This window comes from Agrobacterium sp. D14, from assembly GCF_001526505.1.
Lineage (GTDB): Bacteria > Pseudomonadota > Alphaproteobacteria > Rhizobiales > Rhizobiaceae > Agrobacterium > Agrobacterium leguminum.
On record NZ_ASXX01000032.1, the window covers coordinates 192,366 to 211,593 of the forward strand.

The 19,228-nt window shown below is 60.1% G+C and carries 20 protein-coding genes and 1 pseudogene; 6 read left to right on the forward strand and 15 right to left on the reverse strand.

The window, feature by feature from the left end; all coding sequences use genetic code 11:
- Positions 1–11 precede the first annotated feature (11 nt).
- Complete coding sequence (gene pheT, locus L901_RS17790; RefSeq protein WP_059759176.1) at positions 12–2,435, forward strand: phenylalanine--tRNA ligase subunit beta; 2,424 nt, start codon at positions 12–14, stop codon at positions 2,433–2,435.
- A gap of 53 nt (positions 2,436–2,488) precedes the next feature.
- Here pheT and L901_RS17795 read toward each other — a convergent pair whose 3' ends face one another.
- Entirely contained in the window at positions 2,489–3,490 is a 1,002-nt protein-coding gene (locus tag L901_RS17795; RefSeq protein WP_059759179.1) for an aldo/keto reductase, read from the reverse strand.
- A gap of 117 nt (positions 3,491–3,607) precedes the next feature.
- Here L901_RS17795 and L901_RS17800 point away from each other — a divergent pair.
- Positions 3,608–4,497, forward strand: a pseudogene (locus tag L901_RS17800) (LysR family transcriptional regulator).
- On the opposite strand, the gene L901_RS17805 reads toward L901_RS17800, so the two are convergent.
- From L901_RS17805 to L901_RS17820, 4 genes are all read right to left on the reverse strand, one after another.
- Positions 4,498–4,941: a GNAT family N-acetyltransferase gene (locus L901_RS17805; protein WP_059759183.1), complete on the reverse strand. Its 444-nt coding sequence runs from the start codon at positions 4,939–4,941 to the stop codon at positions 4,498–4,500.
- Between the two features lies 1 nt (position 4,942).
- Entirely contained in the window at positions 4,943–5,893 is a 951-nt protein-coding gene (locus L901_RS17810) for an aldo/keto reductase (RefSeq protein WP_059759186.1), read from the reverse strand.
- Positions 5,894–6,002: 109 nt separating this feature from the next.
- Positions 6,003–6,986, reverse strand: coding sequence for a GlxA family transcriptional regulator (locus tag L901_RS17815; protein ID WP_059759189.1), 984 nt, complete (start codon positions 6,984–6,986; stop codon positions 6,003–6,005).
- A complete protein-coding gene (locus tag L901_RS17820) occupies positions 6,986–7,546 on the reverse strand; it encodes a cysteine hydrolase family protein (RefSeq protein WP_035240404.1) in 561 nt (186 codons plus the stop codon). Before L901_RS17820 ends, L901_RS17815 begins: the two co-directional genes overlap by 1 nt.
- Positions 7,547–7,726: 180 nt before the next feature.
- Here L901_RS17820 and L901_RS17825 point away from each other — a divergent pair, with 180 nt between their 5' ends.
- Complete coding sequence (locus L901_RS17825; RefSeq protein WP_059759192.1) at positions 7,727–8,710, forward strand: Gfo/Idh/MocA family protein; 984 nt, start codon at positions 7,727–7,729, stop codon at positions 8,708–8,710.
- Here L901_RS17825 and L901_RS17830 read toward each other — a convergent pair.
- Both L901_RS17830 and L901_RS17835 read right to left on the reverse strand, forming a co-directional pair.
- A complete protein-coding gene (locus tag L901_RS17830) occupies positions 8,707–9,078 on the reverse strand; it encodes a hypothetical protein (RefSeq protein ID WP_059759196.1) in 372 nt (123 codons plus the stop codon). The two genes, L901_RS17825 and L901_RS17830, sit on opposite strands and share 4 nt — an antisense overlap.
- 12 nt (positions 9,079–9,090) lie before the next feature.
- Positions 9,091–9,333 carry a hypothetical protein gene (locus L901_RS17835; RefSeq protein WP_020812414.1) on the reverse strand — a complete coding sequence of 81 codons (243 nt, stop codon included), beginning with the start codon at positions 9,331–9,333 and terminating at the stop codon, positions 9,091–9,093.
- Between the two features lie 189 nt (positions 9,334–9,522).
- Between L901_RS17835 and xseA the strand changes: the two genes are divergently transcribed.
- A complete protein-coding gene (xseA, locus tag L901_RS17840; protein ID WP_059759199.1) occupies positions 9,523–11,121 on the forward strand; it encodes an exodeoxyribonuclease VII large subunit in 1,599 nt (532 codons plus the stop codon).
- Here the strand turns inward: xseA and L901_RS17845 are convergent, their stop codons facing one another.
- From L901_RS17845 to L901_RS17855, 3 genes are all read right to left on the reverse strand, one after another.
- Positions 11,122–12,324 (reverse strand): mandelate racemase/muconate lactonizing enzyme family protein, encoded by a 1,203-nt coding sequence (locus L901_RS17845; protein ID WP_003520146.1) that lies wholly within the window; start codon positions 12,322–12,324, stop codon positions 11,122–11,124. It lies immediately after the preceding gene.
- Positions 12,325–12,381: 57 nt separating this feature from the next.
- On the reverse strand, positions 12,382–13,089 hold the full coding sequence (locus L901_RS17850; protein WP_003520144.1) for a FadR/GntR family transcriptional regulator: 708 nt from the start codon (positions 13,087–13,089) through the stop codon (positions 12,382–12,384).
- Positions 13,090–13,196: 107 nt separating this feature from the next.
- Positions 13,197–13,697, reverse strand: a complete 501-nt coding sequence (locus L901_RS17855; protein WP_059759203.1) for a MarR family winged helix-turn-helix transcriptional regulator — start codon at positions 13,695–13,697, stop codon at positions 13,197–13,199.
- An 81-nt stretch (positions 13,698–13,778) separates the two neighbouring features.
- On the opposite strand from L901_RS17855, the gene L901_RS17860 reads away from it, so the two are divergent.
- Positions 13,779–14,642, forward strand: a complete 864-nt coding sequence (locus tag L901_RS17860; RefSeq protein ID WP_059759206.1) for an EamA family transporter — start codon at positions 13,779–13,781, stop codon at positions 14,640–14,642.
- Positions 14,643–14,648: 6 nt separating this feature from the next.
- Here L901_RS17860 and L901_RS17865 read toward each other — a convergent pair whose 3' ends face one another.
- The 3 genes from L901_RS17865 to L901_RS17875 all read right to left on the reverse strand — a co-directional run bounded on the left by L901_RS17865 (position 14,649) and on the right by L901_RS17875 (position 16,812).
- Positions 14,649–15,887 carry an aminopeptidase gene (locus L901_RS17865; protein WP_059759210.1) on the reverse strand — a complete coding sequence of 413 codons (1,239 nt, stop codon included), beginning with the start codon at positions 15,885–15,887 and terminating at the stop codon, positions 14,649–14,651.
- Positions 15,888–15,975: 88 nt separating this feature from the next.
- Positions 15,976–16,452 carry a Cys-tRNA(Pro) deacylase gene (gene ybaK, locus L901_RS17870; protein WP_059759213.1) on the reverse strand — a complete coding sequence of 159 codons (477 nt, stop codon included), beginning with the start codon at positions 16,450–16,452 and terminating at the stop codon, positions 15,976–15,978.
- A gap of 12 nt (positions 16,453–16,464) precedes the next feature.
- Positions 16,465–16,812: an ArsC family reductase gene (locus L901_RS17875; protein WP_059759216.1), complete on the reverse strand. Its 348-nt coding sequence runs from the start codon at positions 16,810–16,812 to the stop codon at positions 16,465–16,467.
- Between the two features lie 238 nt (positions 16,813–17,050).
- Here L901_RS17875 and L901_RS27470 point away from each other — a divergent pair, with 238 nt between their 5' ends.
- Positions 17,051–17,218, forward strand: a complete 168-nt coding sequence (locus L901_RS27470) for a hypothetical protein (protein ID WP_003503889.1) — start codon at positions 17,051–17,053, stop codon at positions 17,216–17,218.
- A 198-nt stretch (positions 17,219–17,416) separates the two neighbouring features.
- Here the strand turns inward: L901_RS27470 and L901_RS17880 are convergent, their stop codons facing one another.
- Both L901_RS17880 and L901_RS17885 read right to left on the reverse strand, forming a co-directional pair.
- Positions 17,417–18,133 carry a 2'-5' RNA ligase family protein gene (locus L901_RS17880; protein WP_059759219.1) on the reverse strand — a complete coding sequence of 239 codons (717 nt, stop codon included), beginning with the start codon at positions 18,131–18,133 and terminating at the stop codon, positions 17,417–17,419.
- A 90-nt stretch (positions 18,134–18,223) separates the two neighbouring features.
- A complete protein-coding gene (locus tag L901_RS17885) occupies positions 18,224–18,925 on the reverse strand; it encodes an isoprenylcysteine carboxylmethyltransferase family protein (protein WP_183044110.1) in 702 nt (233 codons plus the stop codon).
- Positions 18,926–19,228 lie beyond the last annotated feature (303 nt).

Here is a 19,228-nt window from a genome sequence, read left to right on the forward strand (position 1 = left end):
GGAGCAAAGACATGAAATTCACTCTTTCCTGGCTGAAAGAGCATCTCGATACCGACGCGACGCTGGACGAGATTTGCGAGCGGCTGACGGCAATCGGCCTTGAAGTCGAGGACGTTGACGACAAGGCGGCCTACAAGCCTTTCGTCATCGCCAAGGTGCTCTCCGCCGAGAAGCACCCGGAAGCTGACCGCCTGAAGGTTCTCTCCGTCGATGCCGGCGACGGCAAGCCGGTGCAGATCGTCTGCGGCGCGCCGAATGCACGCGCCGGCCTCGTCGGTGCGCTCGCGCGTCCGGGCATGTATGTTCCGGGCATCGACGTCACCCTTGCCGTCGGCAAGATACGCGGCGTGGAAAGCCACGGCATGATGTGCTCCGAAAAGGAGCTGAACATTTCCGACGATCACGACGGTATCATCGACCTGCCGGAAGATGCGCCGGTCGGCACCTCTTTCGCCACCTATGCCGGGCTCGACGATCCGGTCATCGAAATCAACCTGACCCCGAACCGCCCGGATTGCACTTCGATCTACGGTATTGCCCGCGATCTCGCCGCTTCCGGTCTCGGCAAGCTGAAGACGAGACCCACGCCGTCCTTCAAGGTGGAAGGCGCAACCCCGGTCGACGTGAAGCTGGAGCTGGACGATGCGGCGCTCTGCCCCGGCTTTTCGCTGCGTATCGTGCGCGGCGTCAAGAACGGCCCCAGCCCAAAGTGGATGCAGCAGCGCCTGCTGGCAATCGGCCTGCGTCCCATCAATGCGCTTGTCGACATCACCAACTACATGACCTTCGACCAGGGCCGGCCGATGCACGTCTTCGACGCCGCCAAGGTCAAGGGCGATCTGACGGTTCGCCGCGCAAAAGAGGGCGAGACCATCCTCGCGCTCGACCAGCGTGAATATAAGCTCGGCCCGAACAATGTCGTCATCGCCGACGAGAAAGGCCTCGAATCCATCGGCGGCGTCATGGGTGGCGAACATTCCGGCTGCGATGAAAACACCGTCGACGTGCTGATCGAGTCCGCACTCTGGGATCCGATCAACATCGCCAAGACCGGCCGTTCGCTCGGTATCATCACCGATGCACGTTATCGTTTCGAACGTGGCGTCGATCCGGACTATATGGTTCCGGGTCTGGAACGCACCACCGAACTGGTCCTCGAACTGTGCGGCGGCGTCGCCGGCGAAGCCCGGGTTGTCGGTTACAAGGGCCATCAGCCGAAGGTCGTGGATTTCCCGCTGGCGGAAGTGAAGCGTCTGACGGGTCTGGAAGTCTCGGCAGAAGAGAGCCTCGCCATTCTCAAAGGCCTTGGTTTCGGTGTCGAGGGAACGGGCGAGCGCGTTTCCGTCACCGTCCCGTCCTGGCGTCCTGATGTCGACGGCAAGGCCGATCTGGTGGAAGAAGTCATGCGCATCCATGGCGTCGATAATATCAAGCCGGAGCCGCTGGAAAGCTTCGGCGCCGTCAACGGCCGTATCCTGACCACGCTGCAGATTCGTACGCGTACCGCGCGCCGTGCGCTGGCAAGCCGTGGCATGCTGGAAGCCGTCACGTGGTCCTTCATTCCGGAAGCGCAGGCGAAGCTCTTCGGTGGCGGTTCGCCCGCGTTGAAACTCGCCAACCCCATCGCAGCCGATATGTCGGACATGCGGCCTTCGCTGCTGCCCGGCCTTTTGACCGCCGCGCAGCGCAATGCCGACAAGGGCTATGGCGATGTCGCAATCTTCGAAGTCTCCGGCACCTATGAGGGCGATACGCCTGATACGCAGCGCCGCGTTGCCGGCGGTGTTCGCCGTGGCACGGCCTCGCTCGCAGGCAGCGGCCGCATGTGGTCCAATGCTTTGAAGGGCGGTGGCAAGCCGGTGGATGTCTATGACGCCAAGGCCGATGCGCTGGCGGTGCTGGAAGCCTGCGGCCTGCCCATGGCCAATGTGCAGATCGAAGCCGGCGGCCCCGGCTGGTATCACCCCGGCCGCTCCGGCACTATCAAGATGGGGCCGAAGGTCGTGCTCGGCTATTTCGGCGAGTTCCATCCAAAGACGCTGTCCGATCTGGACGTCTCCGGCGCCTATTGCGGTTTTGAGATTTATCTCGACGCCATGCAGGAGCCGAAGAAGAAGGCAACCCGCACCAAGTCTGCGCTCGAGCTTTCGCCCTTCCAGGCCGTCAAGCGCGATTTTGCCTTCGTGGTCGACAAGTCGGTCGAGGCGGGCGCCATCATCAAGGCTGCAACCAGCGCCGACCGCAAGCTGATCACCGGTGTCAATGTCTTCGATATTTTCGAGGGCGCATCGCTCGGTGAAAACCGCAAGTCGGTCGCCATCGAAGTGCAGATCCAGCCGGTCGACAAGACGCTGACGGACGAGGATTTCGAGGCGCTGACGGCAAAGATCGTCGGTAACGTCGAGAAATCCACGGGCGGCGTCCTGCGCGCCTAAAAACGGATGACGGAATGAAAAAAAGCCGCGGCAACTGCCGCGGCTTTTTGTTTTTAGCGATTGGCCATCCGTGACATCTGTTCTGGATAACGTGCGCCGGCGACTTTTGCGGGCGAGAGCAGCGCGCCAAGGCTGGCGGCTTCTTCCGCCGTCAGCGACACCTCCGCTGCGGCAACGTTCTTTTCCAGATTGGCGATTTTTGTCGTGCCGGGAATCGGAACGATGAAGTCGCCCTGCGCCAGAACCCAGGCCAGCGCCAGTTGTCCGGCGGTTACGCCCTTCTCACTCGCCATGTCTTCCAGAAGCTTGATGAGCGCCAGATTGGCGTCGAAGTTTTCGCCCTGGAAGCGCGGCAGGCCGCGGCGGAAATCGTCGGATGCAAGTCCGTCGAGCGACTTCAGCGCGCCAGTCAACGCGCCGCGTCCAAGTGGGCTGAAGGGTACAAAACCAATGCCAAGCTCACGGCAGGTTTCCAGCACGCCGTTTTCCTCCACGTCGCGGGTCCACAGCGAATATTCGCTCTGAATTGCCGCAATGGGATGAACGGCGTGCGCTTTGCGAAGTGTTTCGGCACTCGCTTCCGAAAGGCCGAGATGCTTCACCTTACCCTGCCGGACCAGCTCGGCCATAGCGCCTACCGTGTCTTCGATTGGAACATTTGGATCGACGCGATGCTGGTAGAACAGGTCGATCTCATCGACGCCGAGGCGTTTGAGAGAGGCTTCGGCGACGGCGCGCACATTGTCCGGGCGGCTGTCGGTGCCCACCATCATCTGGCCAGCGGGTTTGCTGCTGTCGATTTTGAAGCCGAACTTGGTGGCGATGACCACCTTGTCGCGATAGGGCTTCAAACCCTTGCCGACAAGAATCTCGTTATTGTAAGGCCCGTAAACCTCCGCCGTATCGAAAAAGGTGACGCCGAGTTCGACGGCGCGGTGCAGCGTGGCAATTGCGCTGCTCTCATCGCCGGTCGGGCTATAGGCATGTGTCATGCCCATGCAGCCGAGGCCAAGCGCCGAAACGGAAAGGTTGTTTCCAAGGGTTCTTTTTTTCATCTGTACGTCCTTCCATAAGGAACCGCCCATCGCTAAGGGCGTGATGAGAAAATAGCGTCTCATGGCGGTAAAAATAATCGCTGCAAATCCGCTTGGGTTGTTCTATCATTTAGAACAATGAACCGTGTGCAACTCTCCCAGCTGGCCGTTCTCGCCGCCGTTGCCGAAGGCCGCAGCTTTCGCAAGGCCGCCGCCGAACTTGCCATTGCGCCTTCCGCCGTCAGCCATGCGGTGTCGTCGCTAGAGGCGAGCCTTGGGCTGCGCCTGCTTCATCGTACCACCCGTAGCGTTTCTCCGACAGAGGAAGGCAAGCGGCTTCTCGAGACGCTTGGCCCGGCGCTTGCCGATATAGACACGGTCATCGAGACGCTTGCCGAACAGGGCGGAAGACCGGCCGGCCCCCTGCGCATCACCCTGCCACGGCTTGCTGCCGAGGACCTCATCGTGCCCCGGCTGGGTGAGTTCCTGCGGCTCTATCCCGACATTTCACTGGAAATTTCAACGGATGATCGCTTCGAAGATATCGTCGCGAAAGGTTTTGATGCGGGCCTGCGGCTCGGAGAGCACCTCGATGCGGATATGATTGCGGTAAAAGCCAGCGGCGCCTGGCGCGGCGCGATTGTTGGCGCCCCCGCCTATTTCGTAGAAAATCCACCACCGCAGGATCCACGGGATCTTATTCGGCATCGCTGCATTCGCGGCGTTTCGCCAGCGGCCTTATCTATCGCTGGGAACTGGAGAAGAATGGCAAGCCGCTGGTGGTCGATGTGCAGGGACCGCTGATCCTGTCGGACCAGAGCCTCATTCGCAGGGCAGCGATTGACGGGGCAGGGCTTGCCTTTGTTTTCGAGCAGCGTGTCGAGGACGATATCAGGGAGGGAAGGCTGATCCGCGTGCTGGAGGACTGGTGCGCGCCCTTCGATGGTTTCTATATCTATTATCCCTCGCGCCGGCAGATGCGGCCAGCGCTGAGGGCTTTCGTGGATTTTTTCCGCTTCAGGAGTTGATCAGAACTTGATGCGATAGCGGATATGGCCGTCGCTTTTCACGTAGCTGTCATAGAGCTTCTGGGCGCGGTGATTATCCTCACCGGTGTGCCAGTACAGCCGTGACCAGCCCTTGTCCTTGCAGATGGTGACAAGATCGTCCATCAGCGCCCGGCCCGTTCCCTTGCCGCGGATTTCGCCATCGACGAACAGGTCTTCCAGATAGCAGTCGGGCGTCTTCACCCAGGTGGAATCATGGAAGTGGTGAATGGCGAAACCGGCCATGCGGTCGCCGAGCAGCGCCACCCGCATGGAGACGCGGGATGCGGGATCGAGAATGCGCGCCCAGGTATGCTCGGTCACCTCATCGGCAAGATCGACATCATAAAAGGCAAGATAGTCGGCCCACAGGCGCAGCCATTCCGTCCGGTCAGCCGGCTGCGCGTCGCGAATTCTAAGCTCCATGTTACGCGCCCGCCTTGTCGAGAAGCGTCATCATCTCATCCGTCAGCTTTAACTCGACGGCGCGTTTGAAGCTTTCAAGCTGGGACAGGCTGGTGGCGCTGGCGATCGGCGCGGTTATCGCCTTCTTTCGCAATAGCCAGGCCAGCGCGATATCGGCAAGCTTGGCCCCGGTTTCCACTGCCACCGCATCCATGGCGCCCAGAATGGCAAGCCCGCGTGTATTGACATATTCGCCCACGCGATAGCTGCGGGCGACGCCTTCCGTATCGGCCTTGGCACGATATTTCCCGGTGAGGAATCCGGCGGCGAGGCTGTAATAATTGATGACGCCGATCTCTTCCTTCTGGCAAAGCTCGGCAAGCGGGCCTTCGAAATCCGCGCGGTTATAGAGATTATATTCCGGCTGCAGCACGTCATAACGGGGAAGATTGTTCTTCGCAGCCGTATCCAGCGCGTCCTGAAGCTGGCTGGCGGAATAATTGGAGCAGCCGATGGCGCGGATTTTTCCCTGTTCCTTCAGTTTGCCGAAAGCGGCGAGCGTTTCCTCCAGCGGCACATCCGCATCCGGCTTGTGGGCGAGGTAAAGGTCGATGTAGTCGGTTTGCAACCGCTTCAGCGAGGCGTCGACAGCTTCCGCGATCCACTTGGCGCTGAGGCCTGTCTTCTGGCCGCGATTGTCAAAACCAACCTTGGTGACGATCACTGCATCCTCACGCCTGACACTGGATTGCTTCAGCCATTTGCCGATGATCGTCTCGGACTCGCCGCCCACATGCCCGTCCACCCATGCGGAATAGACATCCGCCGTGTCGATGGCGTTGAAACCCGCATCGAAAAAGGCATCGAGCAGGGCAAAGGAAGTCTTCTCGTCCGCTGTCCAGCCGAACACGTTGCCGCCGAAGACGATTGGGGCGATGGAGAGGCCGGTGCGGCCGAGGCTTCGTTTTTCCACGGGGAATGCTCCTGTTGCTGTCTTGGCGGCAAGGTTAGCAACTGCTCATCCGCATAACCATTCAATTCCTTTGATGGCATTCATCAGGAAGCGGCAGGGTCTGAGATTATCAGGCCTGAAAACCGCGATAATGGCTGGGAGGGTAACGATTATGCTGCTGCCAGACGCGCCGTAAATGCCGGGCGGAGGCAAAGCCCGCCCTCTCGGCGATGGCTTCCATATCAAGACGGCTGTTGGCAAGAATGTCGCGGGCGAGATTGACCCGCATAAGGTTGACATAGTCGATGACGCTGATGCCGGTATGCTCGCGAAACAGACGCGACAGGTGCCTTTCGCTGAGCGCCGCAATATCGGCCAGCCGCTCCAGCGACCAGTCCTGCGCCGGCTCGGCCATCACACGGTCCTGAACCCGGTGAATGGCGGGGTGGATGTGGTTGCGGCCGGTCATCCAGGGGGAGATTTGCGGATCGCTGCCGCTGCGCCTGAGATAAACTACCATGGTTTTGGCAATACGTGCCGCGACCGCCGGGGATGTCAGCCGGGAAACCACATGCAGCATCAGGTCGATGCCGGTGGAAATACCGGCGCTTGAGAAGCGGTTGCCATCCTCGACGAAAAGGCGGTTTTCGGCCACCTGGGACAGCGGCGCGATGCGGCGCAGCCCCTCAACGCAGTCGGCATGGGTCGTGCAGTTGCGCCCGTCAAAAAGCCCGGCTTCGCCCGCCAGCAGAGCGCCGGAACAGATGGAAATGACTATCGTATCGGGGCGCACCGCGCGGCGCAGCCATGCCGCCAGCGTCTGCCGCTCTCGCCGTGTCTCCGGATCGTTGTCGAAGCGTGATGTGCTGCCCGAGATCAGCAGGAAAGCATTTTCCGGCAGGGTCGCAGGCAAGTTCTCCAGCCCTGAAAGCGCAAGGCCGATGGAAGATTGTTGTTTGTCAGTCGCAGCAATGTAGCGGCAGTCGAAATGGATGTCCCGCTGTTCCCCATTGGCATAACGGATCACTTCGAGCGGGCCGGCAATATCGAGCAACAGCGCATTTGGTGGCACAAGCGTATAAAAGGGAATGGTGCGCGTGCCGCCTTTATCCATCAGGCGGCCTCTTTGACGGTGGCCAGTGCGTCATCGACGGTCACGATGCGCGCGAAGCGGCCAGCCAGCACCAGCTCGGTCCGCTTGCGGATATCGTCCGGGCTGAAGACGGTGCCGGAAGCATGTGTCATCGGGAAAGTCAGCGTCGCTTCGGTGACGTAATCGACGCTGTAACCGAGATCGGAAGCGTGCCGGGTGGTGGTTTCACAGCATTGTTCGGTACGGATGCCGGAGACGATCAACCGGTTGATGCCCTTCTGCGTCAGCCAGATTTCGAGGCCGGTGCCGGCAAAAGCCGAATGGCGGTTCTTGTGAAAGGTGACATCTGGGGTAATCCGCACACCCTCCAGCGCCCGGATATAGCCGCTGTCTTTTGAAAAGGCCCTGTCGCCATCGACATGGAAGATTTGCACGACGGGAATGCCCGCAGCCCTTGCACCGTCGATCAGTGCCTGCTGCTTCTCCAGATAGGCGGCAAGCTCGCTTTCTTCGAAGTAAGGGGCATGCCGAAAGGATTCCTGAACGTCGATAACAAGCAGTGCTGTATGGGAAGAGGACATTTTATGTTTCTCCATTGGGCTCATGCATAGCATAGTTCCCCTTATCCAGCTCGGAGAAAAGCAGGCATTCCGACAAAGATAGGACAGATTCAGCCATACTCTGTTCTGTTATGCATCTGCGGCTTGCCAGACCGTGTGACGATGGTAAGTTTCCGACGGATGGCAGAGCGGGAGAATGGAATGCTGCGCTTCGGAATAATCTCAACGGCGAAAATCGCACAGGATCACGTCATTCCGGCGATACAGGATGCGCAGAACTGCGTGGTCAGCGCCATCGCCAGCCGTGACCATGCCAAGGCCCGCGCGGTGGCGGATCGTTTTTCCGTGCCACACGCCTTCGGCTCCTATGAGGAGATGCTGGCCTCGGATGTCATCGACGCCGTCTATATTCCGCTTCCCACCTCACAGCATGTGGAATGGACCATCAAGGCGGCCGATGCCGGCAAGCATGTTCTGTGCGAAAAGCCGATTGCATTGAAGGCAGAGGAGATCGACACCCTCATCGCCGCGCGTGACCGCAACCGTGTTATCGTCTCGGAAGCTTTCATGGTCACCTATGCGCCCGTCTGGGCGAAGGTGAAGGAATTGCTGGCATCCGGCGCGATAGGCACACTGAAGCATGTTCAGGGCGCTTTCAGCTATTTCAACCGCGATCCCGGCAATATGCGCAATATTCCCAAACTGGGTGGCGGCGCCTTGCCGGATATCGGCGTTTACCCGACCATCGTTACCCGCTTCGCTACCGGCGCGGAGCCCCGGCGCGTACAGGCCACCGTCGAGCGCGACAAGGAATTCGGCACGGATATCTATTCCAGTGTCAGGGCCGATTTCGGCGATTTCGAACTGAGTTTTTATCTGGCCACACAGCTTGCCGCCCGTCAGCTCATGGTTTTCCATGGCACTGAGGGGTACATTGAGGTCAAATCTCCCTTCAACGCCAATCGCTGGGGTGCGGAAGAGATCGAACTGACCAATCAGGCCCATAACCAGTCGCAATTATTCCGGTTTCAGGATAGCCGCCAATATAAGCTGGAGGCGGAGGCCTTTGCCCGTGCGACGAAGGGTGAGGGCGACGTGGTTACGCTGGAAAGCTCGAGAAAGAACCAGCTTTTCATCGACGCTATCTACCGGGCAGCGGAAAAGGATGGCTGGGAGACGGTTTAGTCCTGATCTTGCCGTTGCTTTTGAAGCCGCCAATAGCCGTAAAGCGCCAGCGCCAGTGCCGCCAGCGCTGAAAAGGCAAGCGGGACGAGCGGCTGCACCAGCGGGTTGCGCCATTGCAGCAGGGCAAACAGGCCGACACTGACGATACGTGAGGTGAGTGTGACGGCATTCATCAGAAAGCTGTTCAGCCTGGCCGATGCCTCACCATTTGCACGGTTCAGCCGCCAGCTTGTTGCAAGCCCCGTTGCCGCGCCCGGCAAGCGGGCGGCCAGCGGATCGACACTGAGATAGAAAATAAGCAGACAGGTCACGGCAAGGTCGGCGGCCAGTCCGCATGTCTCGGTCAGCGCAAAGCGGGGAAGCCTCAAGACCGTGGGCTTTTAGAGGGTTGGCTGGGTGGAACGCGGGCGCTGCAGCACCAGAAGGCCGAGGACGACACCCACGACACCGAAATTGTAACCGGCGAGCGCCAGGAGCAGCGACATCAAGGGCACGGCCGTAGAAGAAAGTGCAATCGCCACGCCATAGGCACCGATAATCATCATGCAGATGAAAACGATGCTGAAAACCGAACGAAGCGCAACTGCGGTTACGCCGAGCGCTGTGGCGGTAAGAAAAATCATGATGCCGCCTCCTCTTTGGTTGCCGGGCCTGGGGCAAGACGTAACGCCGTTTTCCCTAACGAACCCTTGTTTCCTCCTCCAATCCCCATTTTCCTAACTCGTTAGTTGAGGATATGGTTTCATCGCCGTTAAAATGAGGCTGGCCGGCGCCGGCATTTCCGAATCGACGGGTTTTGGTTACAAACGGGCATGAGCGATATCTTCTCCCACGCAGCATTGAGCAATCTTGCCGAGTTCTCGGTCTCCGAACTGTCGGGTTCCATCAAGCGCACGGTGGAGACGGCTTTCGAGCAGGTGCGGGTGCGCGGCGAGATTTCCGGCTATCGTGGGCCGCATTCTTCCGGACACGCATATTTCTCGCTGAAGGACGACCGCGCCCGTATCGATGCGGTGATCTGGAAAGGCACTTTCTCGCGGCTGAAGTTCCGCCCGGAAGAGGGCATGGAAGTCATCGCCACCGGCAAGGTCACAACTTTTCCCGGCTCGTCGAAATACCAGATCGTCATAGAAAGCCTCGAGCCTGCCGGCGCCGGCGCGCTGATGGCGCTTCTCGAAGATCGTCGCCGGCGTCTGGCGGCAGAAGGGCTGTTCGATGCGGCTCGCAAGCGCCGGCTGCCCTTCATGCCGCATGTCATCGGCGTCGTCACTTCGCCCACAGGCGCTGTCATTCGCGATATTCTTCACCGCATTTCGGATCGCTTTCCGGTCCATGTGGTCGTCTGGCCGGTCAAGGTGCAGGGCGAAGGTTCGGGCGAGGAGGTGGCGAACGCCATTCGCGGATTCAACGCGCTTCAGCCCGGCGGTGAGATTGCGCGGCCGGATGTGCTGATTGTCGCGCGCGGCGGCGGCAGTCTGGAGGACCTCTGGAGCTTCAACGACGAAATCGTCGTGCGCGCCGCTGCCGAAAGCGAAATTCCGCTGATTTCCGCCGTCGGACATGAAACCGATACGACCTTGATCGACTACGCTGCCGATGTGCGTGCGCCGACACCGACGGGAGCCGCCGAAATGGCCGTTCCGGTGCGGGCCGAGCTGGAAGCGCAGCTCTCCGGCCTTGCCGCGCGTCTTTCAGGCTCTGTATCGCGGCAGATGGACAATCGCCGTCAGGGTGTGCGGGCGCTGGTGCGCGCGCTGCCGTCTCTCGATCAGCTTTTGGCCCTGCCGCGCCGCAGGTTCGACGAGGCCGCTAGCGGTCTCGGTCGCGGGTTGGAAATGACAACCCTCAACAAGCGCCGCGCCTTTGAGCGGTCCGCCTCGGGTCTCAGGCCGGAAACCCTGCTGAACGGCCTCAAACAGCACAGGCAACGGATTACCGAGCGCATGCATCGGGCCGAGACCCTGGTGGAGCGCCGTCTGCTGCAGGGAAAAGGCCGTATCGATGCCTTCGATTCCGCGCTGCGTTCGCTTCCCGCCCGGCTGCTTGGCCAGGTGGAGCGGCAGAAGGAGCGGGTCGTCACCGGCGCGCGCCGGGCCGATACCGCCGTATTGCACCGCATGGCGCAGAACCGCGCAGGCCTTGCCGCCCATGACCGCATCCTGCAATCGCTGTCTTATAAAAACGTGCTGAAACGCGGTTATGCCGTGATCCGCGATGAAGAAAACCGGCCGCTGACCCGTGCTGCCGCTGTCGCTTCAGGTGCTGTGGTCTCGATGGAATTTGCCGATGGCCGCGTCTCGGCCATCACAACGGGGGAGGGCGCGCCATCCCCCGATAACCCCATAGTGCCAAAAAAGAAGCCGGCCAAACCGGCTTCTTCCGATCCGGGCAATCAGGGCAGCCTGTTCTGATCAGATCGACGCCGCATCCGAAAAACGGCGGCTGACGGTAAAGGTCTTTTCGATATCGGGATGCAGTTCCATGCCAAGGCCGGCGCCCGGCGGCACGGTGATCATGCCGTTCTTCACCTCAGGCAATGCGGTGACGAGATCGCGATACCAGGTCTTGTAGAAGGCGCGCACGCTTTCCTGCACCAGCGCGTTCGGCGCGTTGAGCGACAGATGGGTGGAGGCGCAGAGCACCACCGGCCCGGTGCAATCATGCGGGGCGACCGGCAGATGCCAGGCTTCCGCCATCGAAGCGATCTTGCGCGCCTCCGAAAGCCCGCCGCACCAGCTGATGTCCAGCATCACCACACCGGCAGCACCTGTCTCCAGCAGATCGCGGAAGGCCCAGCGTGAACCGAGCGTTTCCGAGGCGGAAATCGGCGCAGGCGAAACGGCGGCATAACGCGCCAGGCTGGAAAGACTGTCCATCTTGATGGGGTCTTCATGCCAGAAGGTCTGGTAGGGGGTGAGCGCCTTGGCGATCTGCATGGCGGGCAGAAGCTGCCACATGGAGTGAAACTCCACCATGATATCCATCCTGTCACCCACCGCCTTGCGGATTTTTTCGAATGGCTCAAGCGCACTCTTCAGGTCCGGCATCGAAATATATTGCCCGCGCGTCTTTTCCGCCGCCGCATCGAACGGCCAGATCTTCATGGCCGTGATGCCCTCTTCCAGCAGCGAATGGGCAAGCTCGTCAGCGCGGTGCAGGAAGCCGTTGAGGTCGTCGTAATCCTTGCCGCTGGAGAGGCCGTAATTGGCCGTCTGCTGCCCGGTGGCCTTCTTGATATATTCGGTGCCCGCGCAGGTATTGTAGGTGCGGATTTCCTTGCGGCTGAAACCGCCGAGCAGCTGGGCGATGGGCTGGTTTGTGGCCTTGCCGAAAATATCCCACAGGGCGATATCGAAGGCGGAGTTGCCGCGCACTTCCGCGCCCGATGAACGGAAGCCGAGATAACCGACGAGGTCCTGCGCCAGAAGGTCGATCTGCAGCGGATCGCGACCGATCACGCGGGGTGCGATATATTCATGCACATAGGTCTCCACCGTCTCCGCTCCGAAGAAGGTTTCGCCGAGCCCGGTAATGCCCTCATCCGTATGGACCAGAACCCAGAGCAAGTTTGTCCGTTCCGCCACGCGGACGGTCTCGAGTTTTGTGATTTTCATGAAGTGTCTCCTCCTCCAGAGGCAGGTCGTGTTCCGTCTGGAACGGTGTTTGAAAAATCAGGCGATGCCGGCTGCCAGAAGCGCGTGCACGCTTTCATCGAAATGCCGCGCCATCAGTGTTGAAGCCGTTTGCGGATCGCCGGCGGCAATGGCCTGTCCGATGGCGATGTGAAGTTCGCTTGCGGCATGGCGCTGCGCATCGGATGTGCGGCTTTTCCAGCCGATCGGCCATGTCTGGCGCGTCACGTTCTGGAAAGCGCCGAGAATGAGTTCGAAAACCGGGTTCTTGGAGGCCCTGGCAACGGCGATGTGAAAAGCAAGGTCGTGTTCCATGACCTTGTCGTTGTCGCCGAAATCCCGCTCCATATTGTTGGCATGGTCGAGAATGGTGAGCGCTTCCGCATCCGTTCGCCTCAGTGCCGCGAGCGTCACGGTTCTGACTTCGATCGTGCGGCGCACATCGTAGATCTGCTGGATGTTGATCTGTTCGGTGTGAATGCCATGTTCGAACATCAAGGACATTGCACCGTGATCCAGCGTCGCCACAGTGGCGCGCTTGCCGGCGCTCACGTCGATCAGCCGCATGGCCGACAGAGAACGGAAAGCTTCCCGAACGACGGTACGGGAGACACCGAGCTGCTGCGAGAGCGAAAGCTCGCTGGGGAGTTTCGCTCCCGGTGCAAGTTCGTTTTCGCGGATATGGCGGGTGATAGCGCCGATCGTGCTGCTGACGAGACCGGATTCATGCGAAATGGCAGTTAACATTTTTCCTCCAACCTGTAGTACAGGTTTATGGAAAATTGCTTACAGGATTTTTTGGAGCGAAACAAGCGCCATCACGGAGCCATTGTGTGTTTGTCGGGCCGAAAAGCCTACTTTTCGAAATCCCGCAAAAACCGTTTCAGCAGCCGGTTCAGCGTCGCACGCTCTTCTTCGCTAAGGCCGGCGACCAGGCGATGTTGGTTTTCGACGTGAGCGCCTGCCGCTTCCTCGACAATGGCAAACCCCCGTTCCGTCAACGATATCAGGACGCTGCGCCGGTCGTTCGGGTTATGGATACGCTCCACCAGCCCGGCTTTCTCGAGCTGGTCGATCCGGTTGGTCATGGTGCCGGAACTCACCATCGTCATGGCCAAAAGATCGCCGGGGGAGAGCCTGTAGGGTGAGCCGGAGCGCCGCAATGTCGCCAGCACATCGAAAGCGGAAGAGGAAAGCCCGTGCTTCAGCAGCACCGCCTCCACCTCCCGGCCGAGATGAGTGCTGAGACGGTTCAGGCGCCCGAGCAACCCCATGGGGCCGACATCGAGATCGGGTCGCTCCCTGCGCCATTGCGCCAGAATGTGATCGACGTGGTCCAGCGGTTCTTTGTTCATCACCAAGGCATAACAATTGATGTCTTGACGTCAAGATAAAATTGGCTAGATTGCATTTATCTTGATATAGAGATTCTTGAAATGAAGAAAAACACGACCTATGCCGCCGATGTGCTGGTGACCGCCCTTGCCCCCGCCATCTGGGGAACCACCTATTTCGTGACGACCGAATTTTTGCCGCACGGCTATCCCTTCCATGTCGCGATGCTGCGCGCATTGCCGGCCGGCGTGCTTTTGCTGCTTTTCGTAAGAAAGCTGCCGCACGGTATCTGGTGGCCTCGCAGCTTCATTCTCGGGGCGCTGAATTTCTCGTTCTTCTGGGCGATGCTTTTTGTGTCGGCCTATCGGCTGCCGGGCGGCGTGGCGGCAACGGTGGGTGCAGTGCAGCCCCTGATCGTGATTGGGCTTTCCCGGCTGTTTCTCGCCGCACCCGTCCGGCTGCTGGCCATCGCGGCCGGTTTTCTCGGCATTGTCGGCGTTGCGCTTCTGGTTCTGGCGCCGGGCGCTGCGCTGGATGGTATCGGTGTGGCGGCAGGCCTTGCCGGTGCCGTCTCCATGGCTTTTGGAACGGTGCTGACCCGTAAGTGGCGGCCGCCGGTGTCGAACCTCACATTCACCGCCTGGCAATTGACGGCGGGCGGCCTTCTGTTGCTACCGGTCGCCTATTTCCTGGAACCGGCCCTGCCGACGCCGACAGTGGCCAATATTCTCGGCATGGCCTATCTGGGACTTATCGGTGCCGCCCTGACCTATTTCCTTTGGTTTCGCGGGCTTGCCCGCATCGAACCTTCCGCGGCTGCATCGCTCGGTTTTCTAAGCCCGGTCGTTGCAACCCTGCTCGGCTGGCTGGCGCTCGGCCAAAGCCTCACGCCAGCGCAGATCGCCGGTTTCGTTGCGGTGCTTTTCAGCATCTGGCTCAGTCAGCGCAGCCAGTTGTCGAGATAGGTGTCGTCAGGCCCATTCGCCCTTGCGCATCACCGGAACCGTGGAGCCGTCCGGCTTCACACCGTCAATATCCACCTTGTCGGAACCGATCATCCAGTCGATATGGATCAGGCTCGAGTTGCCGCCCTGCGCCTTGATCTCATCCTGCGACAGCGAAGCGCCGTCGAGGAAGCATTTCGAATAGCATTGGCCAAGCGCAATGTGGCAGGAGGCGTTTTCATCGAACAGCGTATTGTAGAACAGGATACCGCTTGCCGAGATCGGCGAGGAATGCGGCACCAGCGCCACTTCACCCAGACGCCGCGCGCCCTCGTCGGTGTCGAGCACCTTGTTCAGCACCGCTTCGCCCTTCGAAGCCTTGGCTTCGACGATACGGCCGGCTTCGAACTTCACCTGGATGTCGTCGATCAGCGTTCCCTGATGCGAGAGCGGCTTGGTGCTGGAGACGTAACCGTCGACGCGCAGCGCATGCGGGGTGGTGAAGACTTCTTCCGTCGGGATATTCGGGTTGCAGGTCACGCCATTCTTGGCGGTGGAGGCGCCGCCATGCCATTCATGGCCGTCCGCCAGGCCGATCTTCACATCCGTGCCGGGGCCGGTGAAATGCAGCGCAGAGAAGCGCTCGCCGTTCAGCCATGCCGAACGTTTGGCGAGATTGGCATTGTGCTCGGCCCATGCCGCGACCGGATCGGCCAGATCCACCCGCGATGCGGCGAAGATGGCGTCCGCGAGCTTGCGGACCGCTTCGTCTTCCGCGAGGCCGGGGAAGACCTGCTTTGCCCAGGAGGGGTTCGGATAGGAAATGATGTTCCAGTTGATGTCGAAATTGGAAATCTTCTCCAGCGCCGGCTTGTAGGCCGTGGAGTTGGCCTTGTTGGCGCGGGCTACCTTGGCGGGGTCCTGTTCGGCCAGCAGCATGGGGTTGTCGCCGGCAATCGCCAGCCGCGCCGCGCCATTGGCATAAGCCTTCGCCATGCCTTCATAGAGCCAGCCGGAAGCCCGGTCGAAATTGGCGTCGCTGGCATGGCGATAGCGGGCAAGCGTGGTTTCTTCGTCGGAATAGAAGGTGGTGACCAGCCCGCCACCCGCCATATAGGCATGTTTGGTCAAAAATCGCACCAGCGGCAGGGCCGCCAGCGGTGCGGTAATCACCAGATCCTGATCCTTCCGCAATTGCAGACCGACCTTGACGGCGACTTCGGCCAGTTTTTCGAGTTTGACGGGATCGATGGGGGAAATGGTCATGATCTGCCTTCGTCTATTTCAATAGGAGGCGCCGACCATAGCCCATTCCTTCCGAAAGCCAAATGCTTTCAGGCGCGCCTCCTGCGCTTCAATCGGCGACCAGCGGCGCGGCAATCGCCTTCAGTGCGCTTTGGGCATCGCGGGGCGAAAGCCTCACCTGCAGGCCGCGTTGCCCGCCATTCACGTAAACATAATCATGCGCCATGGCCCCGGCCTCAATGGCCGTCGGCACCTGTTTCTTCTGCCCGAAAGGGCTGATGCCGCCGACATGGTAACCGGTGGCCCGTTCCGCATCGGCAGGCTTCATCATGCAGGCGGATTTGCCACCGAAGGCGGCGGCTAGTTTCTTCATGCTAACCTCGCGATCCGAAGGGACAACGATGCAGACCGGCTTGCCGTCCAGCTCCGCCATCAGCGTTTTCAGCACCAGATGCGGTGGCTCGCCGATCGCCTCGGCCGCCTGCAGGCCGATGCGGTCGGCATTCGGATCGTAGTCATAGGTAACGGTGGTGAAGGCAACGCCGGCCTTGGTAAGCATCTGGGTGGCGCGGGTTGTTTTGGACATGGCGGGCTGCGTTCACGCAAAAAGGGTCTGGTAGGTTTCAGGCTTGAAACCGACGGTTATTTTGCCTTTCGCCTCCAGCACGGGACGCTTGATCATGGAGGGCTGCTCCAGCATCAGCCCGATGGCCTTTTCACGGGTGAGATCGGCCTTCTGGCCGTCATCGAGTTTCTTGAAGGTCGTGCCGGCGCGGTTGAGAACCGTTTCCCAGCCCGCGGCATCGCACCATGTTTCCAGATGGGCACGGTCGATGCCGGCCGCCTTATAGTCATGGAAAGAATAGTCGACGCCGTTGGCTTCCAGCCAGCTTCTGGCCTTCTTCATCGTGTCGCAGTTTTTGATGCCGTAAATCGTGACCGTCATGCCTTCTGCCTCTTCGTCTCTAAAAGCACTTCCGGCATAACAAAATATCCGTCTTATTCAACCCGCCTGCTGAAGTGCCCTGCGCATATACCCGGTCCCGGTGCCTAAGCCATGCAAAATCGCAATGGCTGATATCCAAACGAGCGCGAGCAAAGCTGCATGGCTTCCCTGCTGCATCATGAGTTGTAGAACGGGCCGGAAATGCCCATTATCTGGGCATCAAAGATGGAGAGAAAAAATGCGTCAGGTTGCAAAGACATCGCGTAACTTCTTCGGTGAAACTTTCGCCGTTCTCGGTGCAGCGCTCTCGGTTTCGGCCGCTGTTCGCGCACATCGCAAGCCCGCCCGCGCCGATCTCGAAGCCCTCGGCATCGACGGCAAGGCTTTCGACAAGGTACAGCTCTAAGCTGGTCATTATCCGTCGCGAGGCGATATCGCCTCGCTTGCGCTCAGGATTGATAACCGGATCGGTTTTCGGCTGGCGCGGCGGGTGTGCAACTGGCGCGAAGAGCGTCGGATTCGCACAAGAAGGTTCCGCATAGTTCCCAATGGAGAATGCGGAAAAATTGTCGGCATGGGAGCGGTGCGCCGCTTCAGGTGCATGTTATCGCACCGACGCCCTTTGTGTCGGCCGTTTCGAAGGTCCGATCACTTTTTCCGGCAAATGGAGCTGGCTTTCAGGCCGTTCATAACGCTCCGCTTTCGGCGAGAGTGCGAAGCGCCCAAGCAACTCATGCCGTGTTTCGCCATTGTGGCTGAAAACGAGTGCGAAGCTCCCCGCAAGCCAGCTATAGGGCTTATCAGCCGGCATCAACTCAATTTTCCCGCAGCCGTAGATCACGGTGAGATGTGGCGTAAACGACGATGCGGCGACATAGGGCAGGTTTGCCCGCCGCAGGGCGCGCTGCACCATTTTCGCCAGAGCCTTAAGTTCCTGCATCTCGCGGCTGCTGCGTAGCGCCAGACTGTTGCGATTGCCGAAAAGCGATGTTCCATCGAATGTGATCGGAACGGGCCGCGCCTTGATCTCCCCCAGCGCTGCTTTCAGCCTCTTTACCAGCCCGTGAGGCACGGTCTCGAAACCTCCAATACAGAGCAGGGTTATATGCAGAAGCTCCGGCGGATAGGCCTCGCGCTTCGTCCGCCCTGCGGCATGGCGCGACGCATCGGCAAAAATTCGTTCCGCCAGGGCTGCCGGCGGTTTCACCGTGATCAAGAGCTTGCTGCTAAATCGCGGATTGAAACGCCGTATTTTCTCCGGCTCCCATCCTTCGAAGAAAAGCTGCTTTAAACCTCCTTCATCTGCCAACCCGAAACCCATAGCGATGCTCCACGGCCTTTGCCCGGGCCGGGATATTATCACCAACGGCAATAATTAAAAGAACAAAGAGAGAACAAAAGCATTGGGCGCTTACCAGATGCCGGGAAATAGCCGATAGCGCCTTTCACGGGCATAATCAGCATAACCGGGCAATTCGGCCTGGAGCAGACGATCTTCCCAGCCGGTGCGCAGGATCAGCAGGGCGATGGCCAAAGCGGCGGGGAGCAGAGCCGCCCAGGAACCCAATGCGAGCGGTATGCCAGTGAACATGGCGATTGCGGCCGTGTAGCCGGGGTGGCGCACGATACCGTATGGGCCCGACGTGATCACCCGCTGTGCGCGCTCGCTTTGGATGCGGACACCCGGCTCGAAGAACGGATTGACGGCCTGGGCCCATGCCGTAACCGCAATGCCGCCGACAAGCAGGATATATCCGAGCAGAACGGTCCAAAGTGGCACGACGGACCATCCCATCCGGCCGGCGTCGAGTGCCGCAACCGGGATTTCAGCGGCAAAAGCGAGAAGGATACCGGTGACGAGAAACAGGTCCCATGTCTTGGTCCCCGGCTGGAACCGGCTGCGCGCGCGGAAAATGACCGGGTTCACACGCGCCAATACCAGTGCGGAAAGGCCAAAGGCGACGACGACGACCGCGACGAAAACCCAGCCCGGACACCAGTCGATCCGGCCCGCAGGCAGAAAGATCAGGGCCATCAGGCTGAGCGGTGAAATAATGGCGTAGAGGATCGCGGCGGCGCGTGACATTGGCTTCGGATCGACATCGTGTGTCATCGATGGGCTCCTCCCATTGTCCTTTGCAGGCGAACGTAGCCTGTCCTAACGGACTGCATGGCATTGAAGGCGTGCCGGACCGACGGTGCTCTGCGAAGGACTGTCGAAATACTGGCGAAAAGGGGCACAAAGTCAAACGTGCAAGCGGCTTCGTGGCTTGTCAACCGCATGACACGAGCTTCTGGACCCGGACGATGCGGCCTCGGTTCGGACGTGGATCAACTGCTATCGGCCCTGGAAGAGTCCCGCCACATCCGTCACGCGCACTCGGTCTCCGGCACGCTCTTGTAAGCGTTCATAGGC

Coding starts and splice junctions, on each gene's coding strand:
- ybaK (WP_059759213.1), bottom strand. CDS start 16,452: ATGTCCAAAACAACCCGCGCCACCCAGATGCTTACCAAGGCCGGCGTT.
- L901_RS17860 (WP_059759206.1), top strand. CDS start 13,779: ATGAAGAAAAACACGACCTATGCCGCCGATGTGCTGGTGACCGCCCTT.
- L901_RS17835 (WP_020812414.1), bottom strand. CDS start 9,333: ATGATTTTTCTTACCGCCACAGCGCTCGGCGTAACCGCAGTTGCGCTT.
- L901_RS17855 (WP_059759203.1), bottom strand. CDS start 13,697: ATGAACAAAGAACCGCTGGACCACGTCGATCACATTCTGGCGCAATGG.
- L901_RS17815 (WP_059759189.1), bottom strand. CDS start 6,986: ATGGATAAAGGCGGCACGCGCACCATTCCCTTTTATACGCTTGTGCCA.
- L901_RS17865 (WP_059759210.1), bottom strand. CDS start 15,887: ATGACCATTTCCCCCATCGATCCCGTCAAACTCGAAAAACTGGCCGAA.
- L901_RS17850 (WP_003520144.1), bottom strand. CDS start 13,089: ATGTTAACTGCCATTTCGCATGAATCCGGTCTCGTCAGCAGCACGATC.
- L901_RS17820 (WP_035240404.1), bottom strand. CDS start 7,546: ATGTCCTCTTCCCATACAGCACTGCTTGTTATCGACGTTCAGGAATCC.
- L901_RS17875 (WP_059759216.1), bottom strand. CDS start 16,812: ATGACGGTCACGATTTACGGCATCAAAAACTGCGACACGATGAAGAAG.
- pheT (WP_059759176.1), top strand. CDS start 12: ATGAAATTCACTCTTTCCTGGCTGAAAGAGCATCTCGATACCGACGCG.
- L901_RS17805 (WP_059759183.1), bottom strand. CDS start 4,941: ATGGAGCTTAGAATTCGCGACGCGCAGCCGGCTGACCGGACGGAATGG.
- L901_RS17845 (WP_003520146.1), bottom strand. CDS start 12,324: ATGAAAATCACAAAACTCGAGACCGTCCGCGTGGCGGAACGGACAAAC.
- L901_RS17880 (WP_059759219.1), bottom strand. CDS start 18,133: ATGGGTTTCGGGTTGGCAGATGAAGGAGGTTTAAAGCAGCTTTTCTTC.
- L901_RS17885 (WP_183044110.1), bottom strand. CDS start 18,925: ATGACACACGATGTCGATCCGAAGCCAATGTCACGCGCCGCCGCGATC.
- L901_RS17795 (WP_059759179.1), bottom strand. CDS start 3,490: ATGAAAAAAAGAACCCTTGGAAACAACCTTTCCGTTTCGGCGCTTGGC.
- L901_RS27470 (WP_003503889.1), top strand. CDS start 17,051: ATGCGTCAGGTTGCAAAGACATCGCGTAACTTCTTCGGTGAAACTTTC.
- xseA (WP_059759199.1), top strand. CDS start 9,523: ATGAGCGATATCTTCTCCCACGCAGCATTGAGCAATCTTGCCGAGTTC.
- L901_RS17825 (WP_059759192.1), top strand. CDS start 7,727: ATGCTGCGCTTCGGAATAATCTCAACGGCGAAAATCGCACAGGATCAC.